The sequence below is a fragment of the Ralstonia sp. 25C genome, assembly GCF_051904805.1.
Classification (GTDB): Bacteria; Pseudomonadota; Gammaproteobacteria; order Burkholderiales; family Burkholderiaceae; genus Ralstonia.
The window spans coordinates 475,982-496,461 of sequence record NZ_CP196737.1 but is presented as its reverse complement, the minus strand read 5'-3'; the positions used below and the strand labels follow the sequence as shown (position 1 = coordinate 496,461).

20 protein-coding genes are annotated in these 20,480 nt (G+C 63.2%); 17 read left to right on the top strand and 3 right to left on the bottom strand.

The window, feature by feature from the left end:
- Positions 1-3 precede the first annotated feature (3 nt).
- The 4 genes from ACS7SF_RS02215 to ACS7SF_RS02200 all read left to right on the top strand — a co-directional run bounded on the left by ACS7SF_RS02215 (position 4) and on the right by ACS7SF_RS02200 (position 3,665).
- Positions 4-816: an ABC transporter ATP-binding protein gene (locus tag ACS7SF_RS02215; protein WP_439891490.1), complete on the top strand. Its 813-nt coding sequence runs from the start codon at positions 4-6 to the stop codon at positions 814-816.
- A gap of 143 nt (positions 817-959) precedes the next feature.
- Complete coding sequence (locus ACS7SF_RS02210) at positions 960-1,751, top strand: ABC transporter permease (protein ID WP_439891489.1); 792 nt, start codon at positions 960-962, stop codon at positions 1,749-1,751.
- Positions 1,752-1,829: 78 nt separating this feature from the next.
- Positions 1,830-2,459 carry a TetR/AcrR family transcriptional regulator gene (locus ACS7SF_RS02205; protein WP_439891488.1) on the top strand — a complete coding sequence of 210 codons (630 nt, stop codon included), beginning with the start codon at positions 1,830-1,832 and terminating at the stop codon, positions 2,457-2,459.
- Positions 2,460-2,558: 99 nt separating this feature from the next.
- On the top strand, positions 2,559-3,665 hold the full coding sequence (locus ACS7SF_RS02200; protein WP_439891487.1) for an alkene reductase: 1,107 nt from the start codon (positions 2,559-2,561) through the stop codon (positions 3,663-3,665).
- A gap of 74 nt (positions 3,666-3,739) precedes the next feature.
- Here ACS7SF_RS02200 and ACS7SF_RS02195 read toward each other — a convergent pair whose 3' ends face one another.
- A complete protein-coding gene (locus tag ACS7SF_RS02195) occupies positions 3,740-4,714 on the bottom strand; it encodes an NADPH:quinone oxidoreductase family protein (RefSeq protein ID WP_439891486.1) in 975 nt (324 codons plus the stop codon).
- A 221-nt stretch (positions 4,715-4,935) separates the two neighbouring features.
- Here ACS7SF_RS02195 and surE point away from each other — a divergent pair, with 221 nt between their 5' ends.
- Genes surE through rpoS form a run of 4 tightly spaced genes read left to right on the top strand, consistent with a single transcriptional unit; the run spans position 4,936 to position 8,631 of the window.
- Positions 4,936-5,691 (top strand): 5'/3'-nucleotidase SurE, encoded by a 756-nt coding sequence (gene surE / locus ACS7SF_RS02190; protein ID WP_439891485.1) that lies wholly within the window; start codon positions 4,936-4,938, stop codon positions 5,689-5,691.
- A 15-nt stretch (positions 5,692-5,706) separates the two neighbouring features.
- Positions 5,707-6,651 (top strand): protein-L-isoaspartate(D-aspartate) O-methyltransferase, encoded by a 945-nt coding sequence (locus ACS7SF_RS02185; RefSeq protein WP_439891484.1) that lies wholly within the window; start codon positions 5,707-5,709, stop codon positions 6,649-6,651.
- A gap of 1 nt (position 6,652) precedes the next feature.
- Positions 6,653-7,492: a peptidoglycan DD-metalloendopeptidase family protein gene (locus ACS7SF_RS02180; protein ID WP_439891483.1), complete on the top strand. Its 840-nt coding sequence runs from the start codon at positions 6,653-6,655 to the stop codon at positions 7,490-7,492.
- An 8-nt stretch (positions 7,493-7,500) separates the two neighbouring features.
- Positions 7,501-8,631, top strand: a complete 1,131-nt coding sequence (gene rpoS, locus ACS7SF_RS02175; protein ID WP_439891482.1) for an RNA polymerase sigma factor RpoS — start codon at positions 7,501-7,503, stop codon at positions 8,629-8,631.
- A 26-nt stretch (positions 8,632-8,657) separates the two neighbouring features.
- Here rpoS and ACS7SF_RS02170 read toward each other — a convergent pair whose 3' ends face one another.
- Complete coding sequence (locus ACS7SF_RS02170) at positions 8,658-9,521, bottom strand: endonuclease/exonuclease/phosphatase family protein (protein WP_439891481.1); 864 nt, start codon at positions 9,519-9,521, stop codon at positions 8,658-8,660.
- A gap of 151 nt (positions 9,522-9,672) precedes the next feature.
- On the opposite strand from ACS7SF_RS02170, the gene rlmD reads away from it, so the two are divergent.
- Positions 9,673-11,025 (top strand): 23S rRNA (uracil(1939)-C(5))-methyltransferase RlmD, encoded by a 1,353-nt coding sequence (rlmD, locus tag ACS7SF_RS02165; RefSeq protein WP_439892676.1) that lies wholly within the window; start codon positions 9,673-9,675, stop codon positions 11,023-11,025.
- 76 nt (positions 11,026-11,101) lie between these two features.
- On the opposite strand, the gene ACS7SF_RS02160 is transcribed toward rlmD, so the two are convergent.
- Positions 11,102-11,803 (bottom strand): Bax inhibitor-1/YccA family protein, encoded by a 702-nt coding sequence (locus tag ACS7SF_RS02160; RefSeq protein WP_439891480.1) that lies wholly within the window; start codon positions 11,801-11,803, stop codon positions 11,102-11,104.
- 368 nt (positions 11,804-12,171) lie between these two features.
- On the opposite strand from ACS7SF_RS02160, the gene ndk reads away from it, so the two are divergent.
- The 8 genes from ndk to bamB all read left to right on the top strand — a co-directional run bounded on the left by ndk (position 12,172) and on the right by bamB (position 20,292).
- Positions 12,172-12,597, top strand: coding sequence for a nucleoside-diphosphate kinase (gene ndk, locus ACS7SF_RS02155; protein WP_199031140.1), 426 nt, complete (start codon positions 12,172-12,174; stop codon positions 12,595-12,597).
- A gap of 44 nt (positions 12,598-12,641) precedes the next feature.
- Positions 12,642-13,805, top strand: a complete 1,164-nt coding sequence (gene rlmN, locus ACS7SF_RS02150; RefSeq protein ID WP_439891479.1) for a 23S rRNA (adenine(2503)-C(2))-methyltransferase RlmN — start codon at positions 12,642-12,644, stop codon at positions 13,803-13,805.
- The gene (pilW, locus tag ACS7SF_RS02145; RefSeq protein WP_439891478.1) at positions 13,802-14,602 is read left to right on the top strand and encodes a type IV pilus biogenesis/stability protein PilW; all 801 of its coding nucleotides are present in this window, start codon (positions 13,802-13,804) and stop codon (positions 14,600-14,602) included. Before rlmN ends, pilW begins: the two co-directional genes overlap by 4 nt.
- Complete coding sequence (locus tag ACS7SF_RS02140) at positions 14,595-15,668, top strand: RodZ domain-containing protein (protein WP_439891477.1); 1,074 nt, start codon at positions 14,595-14,597, stop codon at positions 15,666-15,668. The genes pilW and ACS7SF_RS02140 overlap by 8 nt, the downstream gene beginning before the upstream one ends.
- Before the next feature lie 53 nt (positions 15,669-15,721).
- Positions 15,722-17,005, top strand: a complete 1,284-nt coding sequence (gene ispG, locus ACS7SF_RS02135) for a flavodoxin-dependent (E)-4-hydroxy-3-methylbut-2-enyl-diphosphate synthase (RefSeq protein WP_439891476.1) — start codon at positions 15,722-15,724, stop codon at positions 17,003-17,005.
- Between the two features lie 61 nt (positions 17,006-17,066).
- Positions 17,067-18,389 carry a histidine--tRNA ligase gene (hisS, locus tag ACS7SF_RS02130; protein ID WP_439891475.1) on the top strand — a complete coding sequence of 441 codons (1,323 nt, stop codon included), beginning with the start codon at positions 17,067-17,069 and terminating at the stop codon, positions 18,387-18,389.
- 38 nt (positions 18,390-18,427) lie between these two features.
- Positions 18,428-19,063, top strand: coding sequence for a YfgM family protein (locus tag ACS7SF_RS02125; protein WP_439891474.1), 636 nt, complete (start codon positions 18,428-18,430; stop codon positions 19,061-19,063).
- 50 nt (positions 19,064-19,113) lie between these two features.
- Positions 19,114-20,292, top strand: coding sequence for an outer membrane protein assembly factor BamB (gene bamB / locus ACS7SF_RS02120; protein WP_439891473.1), 1,179 nt, complete (start codon positions 19,114-19,116; stop codon positions 20,290-20,292).
- Positions 20,293-20,480: the final 188 nt, after the last annotated feature.

Sequence of the window (20,480 nt, the reverse complement as noted above, 5' to 3'; positions counted from 1 at the left end):
CCCATGCCCCATCCCGCGCTTTCGTTCGATCAAATCACCTGCACCTTCCTCTCACCCGACAACCCCGGCCAGCGCTACACCGCCGTGCAGAACACGACGCTGGATGTGCAAGCCGGCGAGTTCGTCTCGGTGGTCGGCCCGACCGGCTGCGGCAAATCCACTCTGCTGAACTTGGCGGCGGGCTTGTTGCAGCCGTCGTCCGGGCAAGTGAGGGTGTTTGGCGAGCCGCTGGTTGGCATCAACCGCCGCGCCGGCTACATGTTCCAGGCCGAAGCGCTGATGCCGTGGCGCAGCGCGCTCGATAACGTGCTGGCAGGGCTGGAGTTTCGCGGCATGCCCGACAAGGAAGCGCGCGACTTGGCGATGTCGTGGCTGGCGCGCGTGGGCCTGGCAGGGTTTGAAGACCGCTATCCGCATCAACTGTCGGGCGGCATGCGCAAACGCGTGAGCCTTGCGCAAACGCTGGTGCTCGACCCGGACATCATCCTCATGGACGAGCCGTTTTCCGCGCTCGACATCCAGACCCGCCAGTTGATGGAGAACGAGGTGCTGGACCTCTGGGCCGCCAAGCGCAAGGCGGTGCTCTTCATCACGCACGATCTGGACGAGGCCATTGCCATGAGTGACCGCGTGGTTGTGCTGGCAGCCGGCCCCGGCACGCACCCGATCGGCGAATTCACGATCGACCTGCCGCGCCCGCGCGATGTGGCGGAGATCCGCGACCAGGCCGGTTTTGTTGATCTGCATTCGCGCATCTGGGATGTGCTGCGCGAAGAAGTGCTCAAGGGCTACGCGCAACACCGCCGCGTGGCTTGAAACCGGCTCCTGATCCTACTGCGCGCCCCGATCTTGGCTCTGCGATGCTCACCGTACCCATGTACGGTTGCGCTTCTCGAACCAACCTCGGCGCGCTCGCTACGGATCAGAAGCCGGTTTGAACCGATTCAGGACTCTTTCTCATGGCTAATCGTCCGCTTTCCCCCTTCGCGCTGCGCAGCTGGCAGCTTGGTTTGTTGGTCGTCACGCTGGGTGTGTGGCACTTCGCCACGCGCACGCAGGAAGTCGCGTTCTTCTTCGGTGAACCGCTCATCGTTGCCCAGCGCATCTGGGCATGGTTCGTGACCGAAGGCGATATCTATCAGCACCTCGGCGTGACGCTGGCTGAGACAGTGCTGGCGTTTGTTATCGGCACGGCCAGTGGCTTGGGTGCCGGCTTGTGGCTGGCGCTGAGCCCGGCAGCATCCGCGGTGCTCGATCCGTACATCAAGGCCGCCAACTCAATGCCGCGCGTGATCCTCGCGCCGATCTTTGGCGTGTGGTTCGGGCTCGGTATCTGGTCGAAGGTCGCGCTGGCGGTGACGCTGGTGTTCTTCATCGTCTTCTTCAACGTCTACCAGGGCGTGAAGGAGGTGAGCCCGGTCGTGCTGGCCAATGCGCGCATGCTGGGCGCATCGCAGCGACAACTGCTGCGCTTCGTCTATCTGCCGAGCGCGACGAGCTGGGTGTTCTCGTCGCTGCATACCTCGGTCGGTCTGGCCTTTGTGGGCGCGGTGGTGGGGGAGTACCTCGGCTCCGCGCGCGGTGTCGGTTATCTGATCCTGCAAGCCGAAGGCACGTTCGACATCAACACCGTGTTTGCCGGCATCGTCGTGCTGACCGTGTTCGCACTGGTGCTCGACTGGCTGGTCGGCCTGGTGGAAAAACGCTTGATGCGCTGGCAGCCCAAAACTGGCGAAACGGAAAAACTCTAAAGACGGCATCGTCACATCGACCCTGCACCGAGCAGGGTCATGCAACTAGACGGTCGGTCTACTACAATGCAATTCACCATGAGCAAGCACCCCGAACCCGTCACCGTTGAAGGCGCCGAAGCCCGGCATGACACCCGCGATCGCATTCTGGACGCCGGTGCCGAGCTGATCCTCGGGCGCGGCTTTTCGGCCGTCGGGCTGGCGGAGATTCTCGGCCGTGCGCAGGTGCCCAAGGGCTCGTTCTATTACTACTTCGGGTCCAAGGAAGACTTTGGCGTCGCCATGTTGGAGCGCTATTTCCAGGACTACGACGCCGGTGTGGTCAGCTTGTTCAACGACACGCGCCTGACCGGACGTGAACGGCTATTGCGCTATTTCGCCGCCTGGATTGATCTGCATGAGCGCAGCGCGTGTGAGGTCACCTGCATGGCGGTCAAGTTGTCGGGCGAGGTGTCCGACTTGTCGGAGCCGATGCGCAAAGTCTTGTCGACAGGGATGACTCGGATGGTCGATCGCATTGCCGTGGCCATCGAGGCCGCTGTGGCCGACGGTTCGCTCGCTCCCGTTGCAGACGCACGCAGCCTGGCAGAAGGGTTGTACGCAATGTGGATGGGTGGCGCGCTGCTGGCCAAGGCGCACCGAACGGTTGACGCATTTCAGAGCTGTGTTGCGCAAACCGAGGTCCTATTGGCTCAACCCGCACATTGAGCGCAACCGAATGCATTTGCCAGCGAGGCACGTTCCTCGCTTTTTCTTTCACTCCGGTTCTAGATGACCGGTCGAATAGTCTCTCTCTCAGGAGCTGATATGACCCAACAATTGCTGTCCCCCGTTCAGGTCGGTCATACGACCCTCGCCAACCGCGTCGTCATGGCGCCGCTGACGCGTTCACGCGCAGGCCAACCCGGCGATGTGCCGACGGAGCTGAACGTGACCTACTACGCGCAACGCGCCAGCGCCGGCCTGATCGTGACAGAGGCCACGCAAATTTCCCGCCAGGGCCAGGGCTATGCGTGGACGCCTGGCATGTACACCGACGCGCAGGAAGCCGGCTGGAAGGCGGTGGTGGACGCAGTGCACGCGAAGGGTGGCCGCATCTCGCAACAGCTGTGGCACGTGGGCCGCATCTCCAACACGCTGCTGCAGGAAAATGGCCAGGCGCCGGTTGCGCCGTCGGCCATCGTCGCCAAGGGCGCGCAGAGTTTCGTCGTCCACCCCGACGGCACCCCCGGCAACGAGCCGACCAGCGAGCCGCGCGCCCTGGCCACGGAAGAAATCCCGGGCGTCATCGCGCAATACCGCCAGGCCGTGCTGCGTGCACGCCGCGCCGGTTTCGATTTTGTCGAAATCCACGCAGCCAATGGCTATCTGCTGCACCAGTTCCTTTCCACCAACAGCAATCAGCGCACGGACCAATACGGCGGCTCGTTGGAAAACCGCGCACGACTGATTCTCGAAGTGGTCGACACCGCTATCGCCGAGATCGGTGCTGATCGCGTCGGCATCCGCCTGTCGCCGCATTTCGTTGCACACGATATTGCTGATGCGCAAGCTGAAGAAAGCGCGCTGTACCTCGCGCGTGAACTGACCAAGCGCGGCATCGCCTATCTGCACATCGCCGAGCCGGATTGGGCGGGCGGTCCGGAGTTGTCTGGCGATTTCCGCCGCCAACTGCGCGACGCCTTCAAAGGCACGTTGATCGTCTGCGGCAACTACACGGCGGAAGAGGGCGAGCAGATGGTCGCCTCGGGTCTGGCCGATGCGGTTGCGTTTGGTCGTCCGTTCATCGCCAACCCGGACCTGGTGGCGCGCTTCCGTGCAGGTGCGTCGCTCAATACGCCGGATCGCACAACCTTCTATGGCGGCCAGGAAAAGGGCTACACCGACTACCCGACGCTGGAAGAAGCGGCCTGATCGGACGTTGCCCAAAGAAAAACCGCGCGGGGTTTGCTGCCCGGCGCGGTTTTTTTCGTTCAGCGTGGATGCGCTTACGGCTGGATCACCACCTTGCCCGTCACCTTGCGCGCCGCCATATCGAGCAGCGCCTGCGTCGTCTGCTCCAGTGGGTAGCGCGCCGAAATATGCGGCCGGATCTTGCCTTCCTGCATCCAGCCGAGCATTTGCATCATGTTCGCCAGATTCGCCTTCGGCTCGCGGCGCACGAATTCGCCCCAGAACACGCCCACCAGCGATGCACCCTTGAGCAGCGCCAGGTTCAGCGGCATTTTCGGAATCTCGCCGTTGGCAAAACCGACCACCAGATAGCGTCCGCGCCAGGCAATCGAACGGAACGCCGGTTCCGCGTAGATCCCACCCACCGGGTCGTAAATGACGTCGGGGCCCTTGCCGTCGGTCAGTTCCTTGATGCGCTCGCGCAGGTCTTCGGTCGAATAGTTGATGAGCGCATCGGCGCCGTGGTCTTTGCAAACGGCGAGCTTCTCGTCGGTGGACGCTGCCGCAATCACGCGCGCGCCGATCGCCTTGCCGATTTCAATCGCCGCCAGCCCGACGCCGCCCGCCGCGCCCAGCACCAGCATCGTCTCGCCGGCCTTCAGTTGCCCGCGATCGACTACCGCGTGGTGCGACGTCCCGTAGGTGAGGGTGAACGCCGCAGCGGTATCGAACGCCACGCCGGGCGGCATTGGCATCACCACTTTGGCCGATGCCTTCACCTGCGAGGCAAACGCGCCGTGGCCCAGGAACGCGATCACATGGTCGCCGGCCTTCACGTGCGACACGCCTTCGCCCACCGCGTTGACCACGCCCGCCACTTCCGAGCCCGGCGTAAACGGCAGCTCCGGCTTGAACTGGTATTTGTTCTGGATGATCAGCACGTCGGGAAAATTCACCCCCGCGGCTTTCACGTCGATGACGACTTCGCCAGCGCCAGGCGTCAGGTCCGGCAACGTTTCAATCACCAGCGACTCGGGCGGGCCCCAGGTTTTGCAGACGACGGCTTTCATAGTGTGTCTCCTGATCAATCTAGCGTTGGATTGTTCGTCATCTCGCGTGCTTCTTACGCGATTTCGTCTGGCAGTGTAACCGAATAAAAGCACGGTCGTTCGCTTCGATGGTGCCCCGTCTTTAGTGCCGCTTTCGAGCGTCTTGGCAATGCATTTTTGTAAGCACGTACAACGTGCGGATGAGCGCGATTCATGAACGTTGCTCGGTTACAATCCGCGCCATGCATATTCTCATCGCCAATGACGACGGATACCTCGCGCCGGGGCTCGCCGCGCTCCACCGCGCGCTGCAGCCCCTGGGCCGCGTGACGGTGGTCGCGCCGGAACAGAACCACAGCGGTGCATCGAACTCGCTCACACTGCAGCGTCCGCTGTCGGTGTTCGAGGCCTCCGAAGGGGCACAGAAGGGCTTCCGCTTCGTCAACGGCACGCCAACGGACTGCGTGCACATCGCGCTGACCGGCATGATCGAGGAGCGCCCCGATCTGGTCGTCTCCGGCATCAATCAGGGCCAGAACATGGGCGAAGACGTGCTGTATTCGGGCACCGTCGCCGCCGCCATCGAGGGCTATCTGTTCGGTATTCCGTCGATTGCGTTCTCGCAGGTCGACAAAGGCTGGACGCATCTCGATGCCGCCGAGCGCGTGGCTCGCGAAGTGGTGGAACGTTACTTGACGGATCCGCTCGACGGCTCGGTGCTGCTCAACGTCAACATTCCCAATCTGCCCTACAGCGAACTGGCGGGCTGGCGTGCGACGCGCCTGGGCAAGCGGCACCAATCGCAACCGGTGATTCGTCAGGCCAATCCGCGCGGCGAACCGATCTTCTGGGTCGGCGCCGCCGGCGACGCGAAAGATGCCAGCGAAGGCACCGATTTCCATGCCGTCGCCAATGGCTTTGTCTCGTTGACGCCGCTGCAGCTCGATCTGACCGACACGGCGCAATTGCGCGCAGTGCGCCGCTGGCAGACGTCATGATTGCCACGGTGGCCCATGTCTGAACGTTCGCGCGATCGGCGCTTTCCTCTGCCGCTCGATGCTGTCGTCGAACGCAAGCCGGTGGAGCGTCAGCGTGAGACGCGTATTTCGTCCGGCGTGAGCGCTGTGTCGCGGCCGACGCCTGCGCGCACCGCTTCGGTGGAACGTGTGGCGGCTGGGTCTGCTTCAGCGCCCGCGCCGCAGCGCGTTGCCGGCGTCGATGCCGCGGTGGGGGCCGTTGCCGCAAGCGCTGTGCAGGCACGTACGCAGGCAGCGCATGCAGCGGCGGGCGGCATGGCATCGGATCGCGCGCGTCAGGCGCTGGTCGCCCGCGTACAAGCGGCCGGTGTCAGCGATGCACGGGTGCTTGCAGCCATCGGTTCGGTGCCGCGTCACTTGTTTGTGGATGCCGGTCTGGCCTCCCAGGCCTATGAAGATTCCGCGTTGCCGATTGGGCATCAGCAAACGATATCGAAGCCCTCAGTGGTGGGGCGCATGATCGAATTGCTGATGCGCCAGCGGCCGGCGCGCCAGGGTGCACCGCTTGCGCGTGTGCTGGAGATCGGAACCGGTTGCGGTTACCAAGCCGCTGTGCTGTCGCAACTGGCCGATGAGGTGTATTCGATCGAACGCGTACGCCCGCTGCATGAAAAAGCGAAAGCGAACTTGCGGCCACTCCGTGTGCCAAACATCCGTCTGCACTACGGCGACGGCATGCTGGGCTTGCCGAAGGCGGCGCCTTTCGATGCGATCATCCTGGCCGCCGCCGGAATGGAAGTGCCCCAGGCGCTGCTCGATCAGCTCGCTATTGGTGGCCGTTTGATCGCGCCTGTTGCCACCGAGCGCAGCGGCGGCCCGGCGCAGCAGCTTGTGCTGATCGAGCGCAGCAGCCGCTTCCAGTTTCACAGTACTGCCCTTGAAGGCGTTTTCTTTGTCCCGTTAAAATCAGGAACTGTTTAGCATGTTCATTTCCCGGAGCTTCATGAACCGTCCAAGCCCGAGTCGCCTAAGCTTCGGCGCCAGCCGGCTCGCTGTGGCAATGGTGTCGACCGCGCTGCTGGCGGCTTGCGCATCCTCCGGCAACCAAGCGCCTGTTCTCGACCGCACCTCGCGTGCGGGCAGCACGAGCGCCGCATCGCAGGAGCCGCCGCCCCCCGGCTACTATCGGGTCAAGCGCGGCGATACCTTGTACAGCATCGCCCTGCGCAACGGCCAGTCAGCGCGTGATCTGACGGCCTGGAACAACCTCGCCAATCCGAATCAGATCGAAGTCGATCAGTTGATCCGCGTGGTGCCGCCCAACGCCGACGTCAGCAGCAGTGGCGCCGTCGTTACGCCGGTTCGCCCGCCCAATACGGCTACGCAACCGGTCGATTCAACGCCTGCTACCCCAACGACGGCGGCTTCGTCCGGCGCCGTTGCCGGGGCAAGCGACAGCGCGATCGCATTGGCGTGGCCCGCACGCGGTTCGCTCATCAATCGCTTTGATGACAAGAGCAATAAAGGCATCGACATTGGCGGCAAACGCGGTGACGCGGTGCTCGCCGCCGATGACGGAAAAGTGATCCACGTCGGACCCTTGCGTGGGTACGGGAATCTTGTCATCATCAAGCACAACGACACGTTCCTGACCGCCTACGGCAACAACGAAAAGGTTCTGGTCACCGAGCAATCCACGGTTAAGAAAGGGCAAAAGATCGCCGAGATGGGTAGTACCGATGCGGATCGCGTGAAGCTTCATTTTGAAGTGCGCCGCAACGGTAAGCCGGTCGATCCGATGCGCTTCCTTCCGCCTCAATAGAGGAATGCATGCCGCGCCAGAAAGCCGCCACGCCCGCCACCCCCGTCGATGACAACATCGACGCTGCAGATGGCCAAAGCGCCCCAAATGGGCGTGCGGGGCGGCGCGCGCGCGGCGCCACACAATCCCCGGCTGAAGAGATTGAAGTCGTCGATACGCTGATCGACGACGCGCCCGTCCGCGAATCAGCGGACCTTGCCGATAGCGCAGAGATCGACGAGCCCGATGAGGACGAGGAAGACGCCGAGGAGGCAGAAGAAGCCGCCCCTGAGGAAGACTTTCGCAAGGTGCTGCAAGCGGAGCTTGCTGCCGACACCGTTCAGCACTACCTGAATCGCATCAGCATCAAGCCGCTGCTGACGCCGGCCGAGGAGTTGCATTTCTCGACGCTGGCCAAGGCCGGGGAGTTTCCGGCTCGACAGGTCATGATCGAGCGCAATCTGCGCTTGGTCGTGAGCATCGCGAAGGGGTATTTGAACCGCGGTGTGCCACTGCTTGATCTGATCGAAGAGGGCAACCTTGGCTTGATGCACGCGATCGAGAAGTTCGACCCGGAGCGCGGGTTCCGCTTCTCGACCTATGCGACATGGTGGATTCGCCAAAGCATTGAACGCGCGATCATGAACCAGGCGCGTACGGTGCGTCTGCCGGTGCACGTGATTCGCGAGCTCAACCAGGTGCTGCGCGCCAAGCGCCATCTGGAAAAGAGCGGTGTCGATGGCCGCGACGCGAGCCTTGAAGATATCGCCCACTTGCTCGGCAAGACGACGGACGAAGTGCAGGACGTGCTCTCACTCAATGAGCACACGACCTCGCTCGATACGCCGTTCGATCTCGATCCGGGTACGAGCTTGCTCGATTTCCTGTCGGATGAGCACGGCGCTTCGCCGGATCAGGAAGTTGCGCATCGCGAGTTGTCGCAACTGATGAAGTCGTGGCTGGCACGTCTGTCAGACAAGCACCGTTATGTGGTCGAGCGCCGCTTCGGCCTCAACCACATCGAGCCTGCCACGCTGGAAGAACTCGCCGCTGAAATGGGGCTGACGCGCGAGCGTGTGCGCCAGATCCAGCAAGAAGCGCTGGTCAAGCTCAAGCGGCATTTCGCCTCGCAGGGCGTGCGCAAGGACGCGGTGCTGTAAGGCGCCGCTGCTCCTTTTCTTCGCTTTCAATCGTTTCGCAGTTCCAGCAGCATCGGTTGATGGTCCGATGCCTGCGTGGCGCTGTTCACGTTGACACGCAACACGCGTGTCTTCAGTGGTTCGCTGATCAGCATGAAATCGCACGCGTAGGCTGGCTCAGTCCAGCCGGTGCGGTCGTGCACGCCGAAGGTCGGCGGTTGCGGTGCTGATCCGTGAGCGACTTCCCATGCGTCGAGCAGCGCCGGTTCGCGGGCGAATGGCACCGTGAGCAAGCGTTTCGGTGTGGACTTCGGCTTGCAGTTGAAATCGCCACAGATGACGGTGGCTGTGGTTTGCGCGAGCGGGCGAAATGGGCCAGTTTCCGGCTCCGGCCCGAGTATCGGCGGGTGCGTCGTTCGCGCGCAGCCTTCAGCATGCATCGCGCGCAGTGCATCGACTTGCGCTAGCCGTTGGGTTTCGGAGTAGTACTCCAGATGCGTCGTGACGACGCGCAACGGCCCAAACGGCGCTTGCAGGATGGCTTCGATGGCCATCCGGGGCATGGTCGGCGTTGTGTCCGGCGGGCGGGGCAGTGCATGGCGAACGACATACAGGACGGGCAGCCGGGTAGCGATCGCGTTGCCGAAGCGCTGAACGCGAGCGACGTCATCGCGCTCCAGTGCGAATCCGCCGATCACGGTGTATTGCGCGCCCAGCGCGTCGGCGAGTTCGCCCCATTGGTCGGCGCTTGGCCCGCCCGGCAGATCGGTGAACCCGGCGGTGACTTCCTGCAGACACAAAACGTCGATGTCGCCAATCGCGCGTGCTTCCGCCAGTTGCCTAGCCAGATCTACCCGCCCGTTGACGCCCCGGCCCCATTGGATGTTCCACGTCAGGATGACAGTGCCCATGCTGGTCCTCCGGTGTCTTACAATGCCGCCCTTGTCCTCAATCACCCCAGGCTCGCCCGTGTCTCAAGCTGCACCCAACGTCACGCCTTCGTCTCCTGACTCAGCAACGGCTGCGCCCGCCAAGGCGCCGCGCGGGCGCAAAAAGCCCGACATGCTGGTAGCGGGGCCGCTGGACATCGTCTCGCTCGATGGCGAGGCCCGGGGCATTGGCCGTCTCACCAATGAGGATGGCACGACCGGCAAGGTCGTCTTCGTGGAAGGCGCACTGCCGGGTGAGCAGGTGATGTACCGCAGCCACCGCGTCAAGCCGTCGTACGAGCAGGCGAGTGTGGTCAGCATTTTGCGCCAGTCCGCTTCGCGCGTGACGCCGCGGTGCCAGTTCTTTGGCGTGTGCGGAGGCTGCTCGATGCAGCATCTGGATGCGCGTGCGCAGGTCGCCATCAAGCAGCGCGTGCTGGAAGACGATCTGTGGCATCTCGCCAAGCTGCGCCCGGACGTCGTATTCCGGCCGGTCGCCGGGCCCGACTGGGGCTACCGCTATCGCGCGCGCTTGACTGTGCGCCACGTGGCGGCCAAGGGCGGCGTGCTGGTGGGCTTTCACGAGCGCAAGAGTAGCTATGTGGTCGATATGACCTCGTGCGAGGTGCTGCCGCCGCACGTGTCGGCACTGCTGGTGCCGTTGCGTGGGCTGGTGGGGCGTCTATCGATTTTCCAGCGCATGCCGCAGATCGAACTCGCGGTCGGCCAGGATGTGACGGTGCTGGTGCTGCGCAATCTGGAGCCGCTCACCCCCGAGGACGAGGCTGAGTTGCGCGCCTTTGCTGACCAGTACAACGTTCAGTTCTGGCTGCAGCCGAAGGGGCCGGATACGGTCTATCCGTTCTACCCGCTGGATCGCTCGCTGACCTACACGCTGCCGGAATTCGGCATCACCATGCCGTTCAAGCCGACGGATTTCACGCAGGTCAATCACCAGATCAACCGTGTGCTGATGTCGCGCGCGCTGAAGCTGCTCGACGCGCAGCCGGGCGATCGCTTGCTCGACCTGTTCTGCGGCATCGGGAATTTCACGCTGCCGATGGCCACGCGCGCCCGCGAAGTCATGGGCATCGAAGGCAGCGAGGTGCTGACCACGCGCGCGCTTGCCAACGCCAAACACAACGGTTTGGATTCAAAAACGACGTTTGCGTGCCGCAACCTGTTTGAAGTCACGGCGGACGATATTGCTGCGCTGGGTCAATTCGACCGCTGGCTTATCGACCCGCCGCGCGAAGGTGCGTTGGCGGTGTCCAAGGCGCTGGCGGAGCTTGCACAGCGTGGCGGCGAGGCGACGCAGTTCTTGCCGAAGCGGATCGTCTATGTGTCGTGCAACCCGGCCACGCTGGCGCGCGATGCGGGCCTTCTGGTTCACGAGGCCGGCTATCGACTGGCGGGCGCGGGCGTGGTGAACATGTTCCCGCACACGTCGCATGTGGAGTCGATTGCAGTATTCGAGCGCGATTGAGCGAGATGTTTGTGGGCAAAGAAAAACCGGCGCACCAGGCGCCGGTTTTTTGTTTTGCCAACCGCTGCGATGATGCTCAGTCGCGATTGCCGCCGAAGATCCCCAGGATCGCCAGCAGGTTCGTGAAGATGTTGTAGACGTCCAGGTAGATTGCCAGGGTGGCGGTCACGTAGTTGGTCTCGCCGCCGTTCACGATGCGCTGCACGTCGAACAGGATGTAGGCCGAGAAGATCGCAATCGCCAGCACCGAGATCGTCAGCATCATCGCCGGCAGTTGCAGCCAGATGTTGGCCACCGAGCCGACGATGAGCACCAGCACACCCATGAACAGCCACTTGCCCAGGCCCGAGAAGTCGCGCTTGCTGACTGTGGCCACTGTCGCCATCACCCCGAAGATGATCGCCGTGCCGCCGAACGCCGTCATGATGAGCGACGCGCCGTTCGAGAAACCCAGGATCATGCCGATCAGGCGCGACAGCATCAGCCCCATGAAGAACGTGAAGCCGAGCAGCAGGGCCACGCCCACGCCGCTGTTTTTGAAGCGCTCAATGGCGTAGAAGAACCCGAACGCGACAGCCATGAAGATGACAAAGCCGATCAGCGGGTTGCGCGCCATCAGGCTGAAGCCGGTGACGACGCCGATCCACGCACCGAGGATGGTAGGGATCATGGAAAGCGCGAGCAGCCAATAGGTATTGCGCAGCACGCGGTTGCGGACGGCCAACGCGCCGGCGGTGCCGGAAGCGCCAAAACCGTACGTGTTGAGTTGGTTGTCCATGCGAACTCCTTGGGTGAATGACATTGCAGGCAATACGACGACGCACCGAATGTGGCATCCGAGGTGTGCTTTTGCAAGCCGCATCGTCCCTACTTGGAGGGAAGAGGATGCCACGCGGTTCCGGCGCCCGGCGCATGATCCGGTCAGAAAACGTGCTGTTGGGGTGACTTCTTGTGCCCTTGATAAGGCAATCCTAAGGCCTTTGGCTGCGATTGTCGTCCCAGTCTACTGGAGTGATGGGCAGGTCGCCTTTTGCGATGGTCGGTCACTCCGGCGGGTTGCACCGCTTGACATCCAATCCGGCTCTGCTCCGTGTTAGAATCTAACGTTTATCTTTCACGTAACACCTTCATTTTTTGGAGTTTTTAATGGCGATCGAACGCACCCTCTCGATTATCAAACCGGACGCAGTGGCCAAGAATGTCATCGGCCAGATCTACGCCCGTTTCGAAGGCGCAGGCCTGAAGGTCGTCGCGGCCAAGATGATCCACCTGTCGCGCGCTGAAGCTGAGCAGTTCTACGCCGTGCACAAGGAGCGCCCGTTCTTCAAGGATCTGGTGGACTTCATGATCTCCGGCCCGGTGATGGTGCAAGCGCTGGAAGGCGAAAACGCAATCGCCAAGAACCGTGACCTGATGGGTGCAACCGACCCGAAGAAGGCTGAGAAGGGCACGATCCGCGCTGACTTCGCCGACAGCATCGACGCCAACGCCGTGCACGGCTCGGACGCAGCTGAAACGGCTGCCGTGGAAGTCGCTTTCTTCTTCCCGGGCCTGAACATTTACAGCCGCTAAGCGTCAACACTAGACTGGAACTGGCGGCTGTCAGGTTGCAAGACATGAATGATGTGGTGAATCTCCTCGATTTCGACGCACAGGGCCTCGTCGCGTACTGCGAGAGCCTGGGCGAGAAGTCGTTCCGCGCCAAGCAATTGCAGCGCTGGATTCACCAGTCGGGCGCGTCCGATTTTGGCGAGATGACCGATCTCGCCAAGTCGCTGCGCGAAAAGCTTGCGACCCGAGCCAACATCCAGGCGCCGGCGGTCATTTCCGATCACCTCTCGTCGGACGGTACACGCAAGTGGCTGGTTGACGTGGGGCAGGGCAATGCCGTCGAGACGGTCTACATCCCCGAAGAGACGCGCGGCACGCTGTGTGTGTCGTCTCAGGCGGGATGTGCCGTCAACTGCCGGTTCTGTTCGACCGGCAAGCAAGGTTTCTCGCGCAATCTGAGCACGGGCGAGATCATCGGTCAGCTGTGGATGGCCGAGTTCGCCATGCGCAAACAGCTTGGCCGTGGCCCCAAGGACGACCGCGTCATCACGAACGTCGTGATGATGGGTATGGGCGAGCCGCTGCTGAACTACGACGCTGTGGTGCCGGCTCTGCGCATGATGCTGGATGACAACGCGTATGGTCTGTCGCGCCGCCGTGTGACAGTGTCCACCTCCGGCGTGGTGCCGATGATGGACCGCCTCGCGCGCGATGTGCCGGTGGCGCTGGCCGTGTCGCTGCATGCGTCCAACGACGCGCTGCGCGACGTGCTTGTGCCGCTGAACAAGAAATACCCGCTGGCCGAACTGATGGCAGCCTGCCGCCGCTATCTCGAGTTCGCGCCGCGCGATTTCATCACCTTCGAATACTGCATGCTCGATGGTGTCAACGACACCGTCGAGCATGCCCGTGAACTGTTGCGCGTCGTGGCCGACGTGCCGTGCAAGTTCAACCTGATCCCGTTCAACCCGTTCCCGGAATCTGGGTTGAAGCGCTCGAACAACGAGCAGATCCGTCGGTTCTCGCAAGTGCTGCTGGATGCGGGCATCGTCACCACGATCCGCAAGACGCGTGGCGATGATATCGATGCGGCTTGCGGTCAGCTTGCCGGCGAGGTCAAGGACCGCACGCGTCTGGCCGAGCGTGGCAAGTTCGGCAAGATCGTTTCGGTTCCTGTGGTTGGAGCCACTCCGGGAGCAGATTCCACTCAACCTATGGGTACCGCATGAAGCGTTGGTCGACTGCTGTCAGTCTGGTCTTCACGCTGGCAGCCGCCGGGTGTGCAGTGTCGCAGCCGCCGGCCCAGCCACCGACACAGACACAAGACCCCACGACGATCCCTGAGAAAGCCGACGCCGGTCGCCGTGCCGGGATCCGGTTGCAGTTGGCGATGCAATACCTCGAAGCTGGCCAGAACGCGACGGCGCTTGAGGAGATCAAGAACGCCATCGCGATCGATCCGAATGTGCCGAATGCGTATCACATCCGGGCGCTGGCTTACATGAACCTGGGTCAACGTGAGCAAGCAGACGACAGCTTTCGCAGTGCGTTGGCTGCGACGCCGCAGGACGGCGACCTTTTAAACAACTACGGCTGGTTCCTGTGCGGGCAGGGCGGCAAGCCTGATCAGGGCATGGCGATGTTGCGCCGGGCCATCGAGGCGCCGGCTGCCGGCAACCCGTCCAAGCCGTGGACCAACCTGGGCGTCTGCCAGATGCGCCAGGGCGATCTGGAGGGCGCGGAGAAAAGTCTCACGCGCGCCACCTATATCGATGCCAATAATCCGCTGACCAACGTAACGTTGGCGCAGCTGTACTACAAACGCCGCGAATACGCGCGTGCCATGCCGTTCATCGAACGCGTCAATAGCCGCAACCCGACGGCCGAGAGCCTCTGGTTGGGTGCCCGCATTGCGCGGCGCCTGGGTGATGCTTCGCAGCAGAACGCATGGAGCGCACAGTTGCAGCGCCGTTTCCCCAATGCGCCCGAAGAGGCGGCTTTCGAACGAGGAGCATGGGATGACTGACCGCGACGTGGTAAGCGCTGCTGATCTCTCCCAGGGATCGGGGCCTGCCTCGAATTCGCCCAACGCCGCATCGCCGGAACGCGACGATGCGCTGCGAGAGATTGCTGAACGCTTGCGTGGCGGTCGGGAGCGTCAGCGCCTGACGGTCGAAGATCTAGCCACGCGCTTGAAGGTCGCACCAGGCAAGTTGGCGGCCGTGGAGTCTGCGGATGTCGGCGCATTGCCTGACATGACCTTCGCAAAGGGACTAATCCGCGCGTATGCCCGTGCGCTGCAGGTCGATGTTGACGACCAGCTTGCGCGCTTGAATGCCCGTGTTCCGGTGACCAACATTGGGTTGCGGCCCGAGGGTGGCTTGGGCGAGTCGTTCTCCGACAAGCCGAGTTTTGCCAAGCGCCGTGGTAACCGCGGCTGGCTGATTGGTGTCCTGGTGGCCGTGGTGGTGGCCGGTGGCGCATTGGCCGGCATGGACCGCTTGAAGCAGTGGTTGGCGACGCAGACTGCTGTCACGCAAACCGCAGAGCCCGCCACGAAGGAAGTCGCGCCGACGGAACAATCTGCGACGGCGGGCACAACCCCGTCGCCAGCACCTGCGCCGTCCGAAACGCCGGCAGCATCGATGCCGACCCCGCTGACGCCCGTTGCGCCGGCTGCCCCCGCTTCTGGCGTGGTGACAGCGCCGTTGGCACCGCCGCCGACACTTCCGCGATCGGATAGAGGGGCCGCATCCGCACCAGCGGTGGCTGCGGAAGGCACGAAGCCGGCTGTTGTCAACGTCAACATGCCTGCTACTGAGTCCGTCAAGCCGGCCGAGGCAGCCGCGCGTAGCGGCACGGTTTCGGTGCGGTTCTCCGGCGCATCGTGGTACGAAATCAAGGACAAGTCGGGCAAGACGCTTGCCAGCGGCGTCGCCAAGGAAGGAGACGCCCGCGACCTGAGCGGCACGCCGCCGTTCAAGGTCGTCTTCGGCAATGCCGAGGCGGTCGAGTCGCTGACCGTGGGTGGTGCTTCGGTCGACCTCCAGAAATACGCCCGCAACCGCGTGGCACGGGCCACGCTGCCCTGAACCGTTTTTGCTGAATGGCGCTGTGCCTGCTTGGCACGGCACCTCGTCTGATCATGGAAATCTCCACGCCTCTCGATTGCGCACCCGCCTTGGCTGGTCCACTGCCGCGCCGGAATTCGCGCGGGGCAGAAATTCGCTGGGGTGCGAACGTCGTCCATGTGGGCGGCGCCGCGCCCGTCTGCGTGCAATCGATGACGAACACCGATACGTCGGACGCCATCGGCACGGCGATCCAGGTCAAGGAACTGGCGCGCGCGGGCTCTGAACTCGTGCGCATCACGGTGGATACGCCGGCAGCTGCCGCGGCTGTGCCAGCCATTCGTGAACAGCTCGATCGCATGGGCGTGGACGTGCCGTTGGTGGGCGATTTCCACTACAACGGCCACAAGCTGCTGCAGGACTATCCCGAGTGCGCGCAGGCGCTGTCCAAGTACCGCATCAACCCGGGCAACGTGGGGCAGGGTGCCAAGCGCGACACGCAATTCGCGCAGATGATCGAGATCGCCTGCCGCTACGAAAAGCCTGTGCGTATTGGCGTGAACTGGGGCAGCCTGGATCAGGATCTGCTCGCGCGCATCATGGACGAAAACGCTAAGCGCGCGACGCCATGGGATGCCCGTGCCGTGATGGTCGAGGCGCTGATTACCTCGGCGATCCAGTCTGCGCAGAAGGCGGAAGAGATTGGTTTGCCGGGCAATCAGATCATCCTGTCGTGCAAGGTCTCGGCTGTGCAGGATTTGATCGCGGTGTACCGCGAGTTGGCGCGTCGCTGCACCTACGCACTGCACCTCGGCCTGACCGAGGCTGGCATGGGCAGCAAGGGCATCGTGGCATCGACGGCGGCGCTGTCGGTGCTGCTGCAGGAGGGCATCGGCGATACGATCCGCATTTCGCTGACGCCGGAGCCCGGTGCGCCGCGCGAGAAGGAAGTCATCGTCGCGCAAGAGATTCTGCAGACCATGGGCCTGCGCAATTTCACGCCGATGGTTATCGCGTGCCCGGGCTGCGGTCGCACCACCAGCACGGTGTTTCAGGAGTTGGCGGCGCGCATTCAGTCGTACCTGCGCGAGCAGATGCCGATGTGGAAGGTGCAGTATCCCGGCGTCGAAGAGATGAACGTGGCGGTGATGGGTTGCATCGTCAACGGGCCGGGCGAGAGCAAGCACGCCAATATCGGTATTTCGCTGCCGGGCACGGGTGAATCGCCTGCCGCACCGGTGTTCGTTGACGGCGTGAAGGTGAAGACGCTGCGCGGCGAGCGCATCGCAGAAGAATTTCAGACCATCGTCGACGAGTATGTGCGCACGCATTACGGTGCCCAGACTGAGACGGCGTAAGGCTTCAGAGCAAGATTTGACAAGCCGGCCCACGAAAGCGGCCGGCTTTTAACGTGACATCATGAGCGATACCAAACAACAACGCGTGCAGAAGATCGCCGGCGTCAAGGGCATGAACGACCTGCTACCCAGCGACGCCCCGCTGTGGGAGCACTTCGACAACGCCGTGCGCAGCATGCTGCGCGCCTACGGCTACCAGCAGATCCGCACGCCGATCGTCGAGCAGACGCAACTCTTCGTGCGCGGCATCGGCGAGGTGACGGACATCGTCGAGAAGGAGATGTACACCTTCACCGACGCGCTGAACGGCGAGAGCTTGACGATGCGCCCGGAAGGCACCGCCGCCGCAGTGCGCGCCGTCATCGAGCACAACCTGCTGTACGACGGCCCGAAGCGCTTGTGGTACACGGGCCCGATGTTCCGCCATGAGCGCCCGCAGCGCGGCCGCTATCGCCAATTCCACCAAGTGGGTGTGGAAGCGCTGGGCTTTGCCGGCCCGGACATCGATGCCGAAGTCATTCTGATGTGCCAGCGGCTGTGGGACGACCTCGGCCTGGTCGGCCTGAAGCTCGAGCTGAATTCGCTCGGCCAGGCGGAAGAGCGCGCTGCGCACCGCGCCGATCTCATCAAGTACCTGGAAGGCTTCAAGGACATCCTGGACGAAGACGGCAAGCGCCGCCTGTACACCAACCCGCTGCGCGTCCTGGATACAAAGAACCCCGCGCTGCAGGAAATGGCTGCCGGCGCGCCCAAGCTGATCGACTATCTGGGCGACGAGTCGCGCGCGCACTTTGAAGGCGTGCAGAAGCTGCTCAAGGCCAACAACATTCCGTTCACGATCAACCCGCGTCTGGTGCGCGGGCTGGATTACTACAACCTCACCGTGTTCGAGTGGACGACCGACAAACTCGGCGCACAAGGCACCGTGGCCGGTGGTGGTCGTTACGACCCGCTGATCGAGCAGATCGGCGGCAAGGCGGCACCGGCCTGCGGCTGGGCGATGGGTGTTGAGCGCATCATCGAGCTGTTGCGCGAAGAAAAGCTGGAGCCCGAAGCGCAAGGTTGCGACGTCTACATCGTCCACCAAGGCGATGAGGCGCAGGTGCAGGCACTGGTGGCGGCTGAGCGTCTGCGCGATGCCGGCCTCGACGTCATCCTTCACGCGTCAGCGGAAGGGCGCAACGGCAGCTTCAAATCGCAGTTCAAGCGCGCCGACGCAAGTGGCGCATCCTATGCGGTTATCATTGGCGACGACGAAGTCGCCCAGGGCGTGGCGCAGATCAAGCCGCTGCGCGGTGATCCGACTGCGGATGCCCAGCAGACCGTGCCGTCCGATCAGCTCGTCGACCGCCTGATCGACGCCATGGTGGCAAGCAGCGACTAACCCCGGCGATTCACTCCAAATATCAAGCTCTGCAAAGCATGGCCTACGACCTCGAAGAACAGGAACAACTAGAGAGCCTCAAGCACTGGTGGCGCGACAACGGCAACGTGATCACGTGGATCGCGATCGTGGTGCTGCTGGCCGTGGCGGGCTGGTTCGGCTGGAAGAACTGGCAGCGCAAGCAGGCGGGCGAAGCCTCTGTGCTGTACGAGCAGGTGCAGAAGGCCGTCGATGGCAAGGACGCTGAAAAGATCAAGCGCGCCGCGACCGACATGGAAGACAAGTTTGGCGGCACCGCGTATGCGCAAATGACCGCGCTGGCCGCCGCCAAGGCGCTGTACGAAGCGAACGATGCGGCAGGCGCCAAGGCGCAGCTGCAATGGGCCGTCGACCACGCGCATGACGACGAATACAAGGCATTGGCGAAGCTGCGCCTGGCCGGTTTGCTTCTGGACGAGAAAGCCTACGATCAGGGCCTCGCGCTAGTCTCCGGCGACGTGGCTCCGGCGTTTGCTGCGCTGTATGCCGATCGCCGTGGCGACTTGCTCGCTGCGCAGAACAAGACGGAAGACGCCCGCGCTGCCTATAAGCTCGCGCTGGAAAAGTTCGGCACGGCGGATGCCTCGGCGCGCCAAATCGTGCAGTTCAAGCTGGATGCCCTGGGCGGCGCCTGATCGGCCCAGCTCACGCGCAATTCAACGCATAACAAAAGGATTCCGAATTCATGATTCACGCACTTGAGCAGGGTGGTGTCGCGCGCGGTGTTGCACGATCGGCGCGCGTGGCGGTGCTGGCGCTGGCGGCAGCAGCTGTCCTCGGCGGTTGTTCGCTGTTCAGCAGCAAGACCAAGCATGAGCCGGCCAAGCTGCAGGAAGTGCAGCAGGTCCTGGGCGTGCGTCAGGTGTGGAGCGTGAGCGTTGGCAAGAGTGGTCGCTATGTGATGCAGCCTGCAGTCGCAGGCAATAGCGTCTACGTGTCGGCCGCTAACGGCACCGTGACTGCATTGGAAGGCTCGACTGGCCGCACGCTCTGGCAGGGCAAGGCCGATGCGGATCTGACCACCGGCCCCGGCAGTGACGGTACGCTGACCGCCGTGGCGGGTGAGAAGGGCGCGGTGATTGCCTTTGACGAGAAGGGCGCCCAGAAGTGGAAGATTGCCGTCAACGGTGAAGTGCTGACAGCGCCGCTGGTGGGGCAGGGGCTGGTGATCGTGCGAACCACGGACGGCCGCATCTTGGGCCTGGACGCCAGCAATGGCGAGCGCAAATGGATCTATCAACGTTCGCCGTCGGCACTGAACCTGCGTACCGGCATGCCGATGGTCTTTGCCGGTGACAACATCGTCCTCGGCTTTGCCGGTGGCAAGCTGGGTGCGCTGGCGGTCGGCAACGGCGGGCTGCGTTGGGAAGCCGCCGTGTCGTATCCGCGTGGCGTATCCGAAATCGAGCGTCTGAACGATGTGACCGGTGCGCCGTCGGTTAGCGGTTCGCAGGTTTGCGCTGCGAGCTTCCAGGGTCGTATCGCCTGCTTCAATATCAGCAACGGTGCGCCGCAGTGGGCGCGTGACTTTTCGTCGCCGACCGGCGTGACGCAGGACGATGACGCATTGTTTGCGGCGGATGAAAAATCCGTCGTCCACGGCTTTAATGCAACGAACAGCGCAGAACTGTGGAAGAACGACGCGCTGCTGTGGCGCGACCTTGGGGCGCCGCTGGCCTTTGGTCGTGCGGTCATCGTGGGTGATTTTGAGGGCTGGCTGCATTTCCTCTCGCGCGACGACGGCAAGTTCGTCGCCCGCGTGAAGACCGACAGCAGCGCCATCAACGCGGCACCCGTGGTGGTCGGCCAGACGCTGGTCGTGCAGACGAGCGGCGGTGGCGTGTACGGCTACCTGCCGAAGTAATACCCGTCGCCGCGCGCCAGTTGCTCGCGGCGACAAACGAATCACTCGGGGCGGAACAATCGCCTCGGACCCGCGCCCGCGTACCCCGCGGGCGTCTTGCATCTGTTCGGTGGGCCTGTGGGTGACCGTTGGGGTGCCAACTGCAGTTGCAACAATCGGAATTTGCCGTAACGCCATTCGCGTGCGGT

Excerpts from the sequence above, each read along its gene's own strand:
- ACS7SF_RS02215 (WP_439891490.1), top strand. The coding sequence starts at position 4 with ATGCCCCATCCCGCGCTTTCGTTCGATCAAATCACCTGCACCTTCCTC.
- ACS7SF_RS02210 (WP_439891489.1), top strand. The coding sequence starts at position 960 with ATGGCTAATCGTCCGCTTTCCCCCTTCGCGCTGCGCAGCTGGCAGCTT.
- ACS7SF_RS02205 (WP_439891488.1), top strand. The coding sequence starts at position 1,830 with ATGAGCAAGCACCCCGAACCCGTCACCGTTGAAGGCGCCGAAGCCCGG.
- ACS7SF_RS02200 (WP_439891487.1), top strand. The coding sequence starts at position 2,559 with ATGACCCAACAATTGCTGTCCCCCGTTCAGGTCGGTCATACGACCCTC.
- ACS7SF_RS02195 (WP_439891486.1), bottom strand. The coding sequence starts at position 4,714 with ATGAAAGCCGTCGTCTGCAAAACCTGGGGCCCGCCCGAGTCGCTGGTG.
- surE (WP_439891485.1), top strand. The coding sequence starts at position 4,936 with ATGCATATTCTCATCGCCAATGACGACGGATACCTCGCGCCGGGGCTC.
- ACS7SF_RS02185 (WP_439891484.1), top strand. The coding sequence starts at position 5,707 with ATGTCTGAACGTTCGCGCGATCGGCGCTTTCCTCTGCCGCTCGATGCT.
- ACS7SF_RS02180 (WP_439891483.1), top strand. The coding sequence starts at position 6,653 with ATGTTCATTTCCCGGAGCTTCATGAACCGTCCAAGCCCGAGTCGCCTA.
- rpoS (WP_439891482.1), top strand. The coding sequence starts at position 7,501 with ATGCCGCGCCAGAAAGCCGCCACGCCCGCCACCCCCGTCGATGACAAC.
- ACS7SF_RS02170 (WP_439891481.1), bottom strand. The coding sequence starts at position 9,521 with ATGGGCACTGTCATCCTGACGTGGAACATCCAATGGGGCCGGGGCGTC.
- rlmD (WP_439892676.1), top strand. The coding sequence starts at position 9,673 with ATGCTGGTAGCGGGGCCGCTGGACATCGTCTCGCTCGATGGCGAGGCC.
- ACS7SF_RS02160 (WP_439891480.1), bottom strand. The coding sequence starts at position 11,803 with ATGGACAACCAACTCAACACGTACGGTTTTGGCGCTTCCGGCACCGCC.
- ndk (WP_199031140.1), top strand. The coding sequence starts at position 12,172 with ATGGCGATCGAACGCACCCTCTCGATTATCAAACCGGACGCAGTGGCC.
- rlmN (WP_439891479.1), top strand. The coding sequence starts at position 12,642 with ATGAATGATGTGGTGAATCTCCTCGATTTCGACGCACAGGGCCTCGTC.
- pilW (WP_439891478.1), top strand. The coding sequence starts at position 13,802 with ATGAAGCGTTGGTCGACTGCTGTCAGTCTGGTCTTCACGCTGGCAGCC.
- ACS7SF_RS02140 (WP_439891477.1), top strand. The coding sequence starts at position 14,595 with ATGACTGACCGCGACGTGGTAAGCGCTGCTGATCTCTCCCAGGGATCG.
- ispG (WP_439891476.1), top strand. The coding sequence starts at position 15,722 with ATGGAAATCTCCACGCCTCTCGATTGCGCACCCGCCTTGGCTGGTCCA.
- hisS (WP_439891475.1), top strand. The coding sequence starts at position 17,067 with ATGAGCGATACCAAACAACAACGCGTGCAGAAGATCGCCGGCGTCAAG.
- ACS7SF_RS02125 (WP_439891474.1), top strand. The coding sequence starts at position 18,428 with ATGGCCTACGACCTCGAAGAACAGGAACAACTAGAGAGCCTCAAGCAC.
- bamB (WP_439891473.1), top strand. The coding sequence starts at position 19,114 with ATGATTCACGCACTTGAGCAGGGTGGTGTCGCGCGCGGTGTTGCACGA.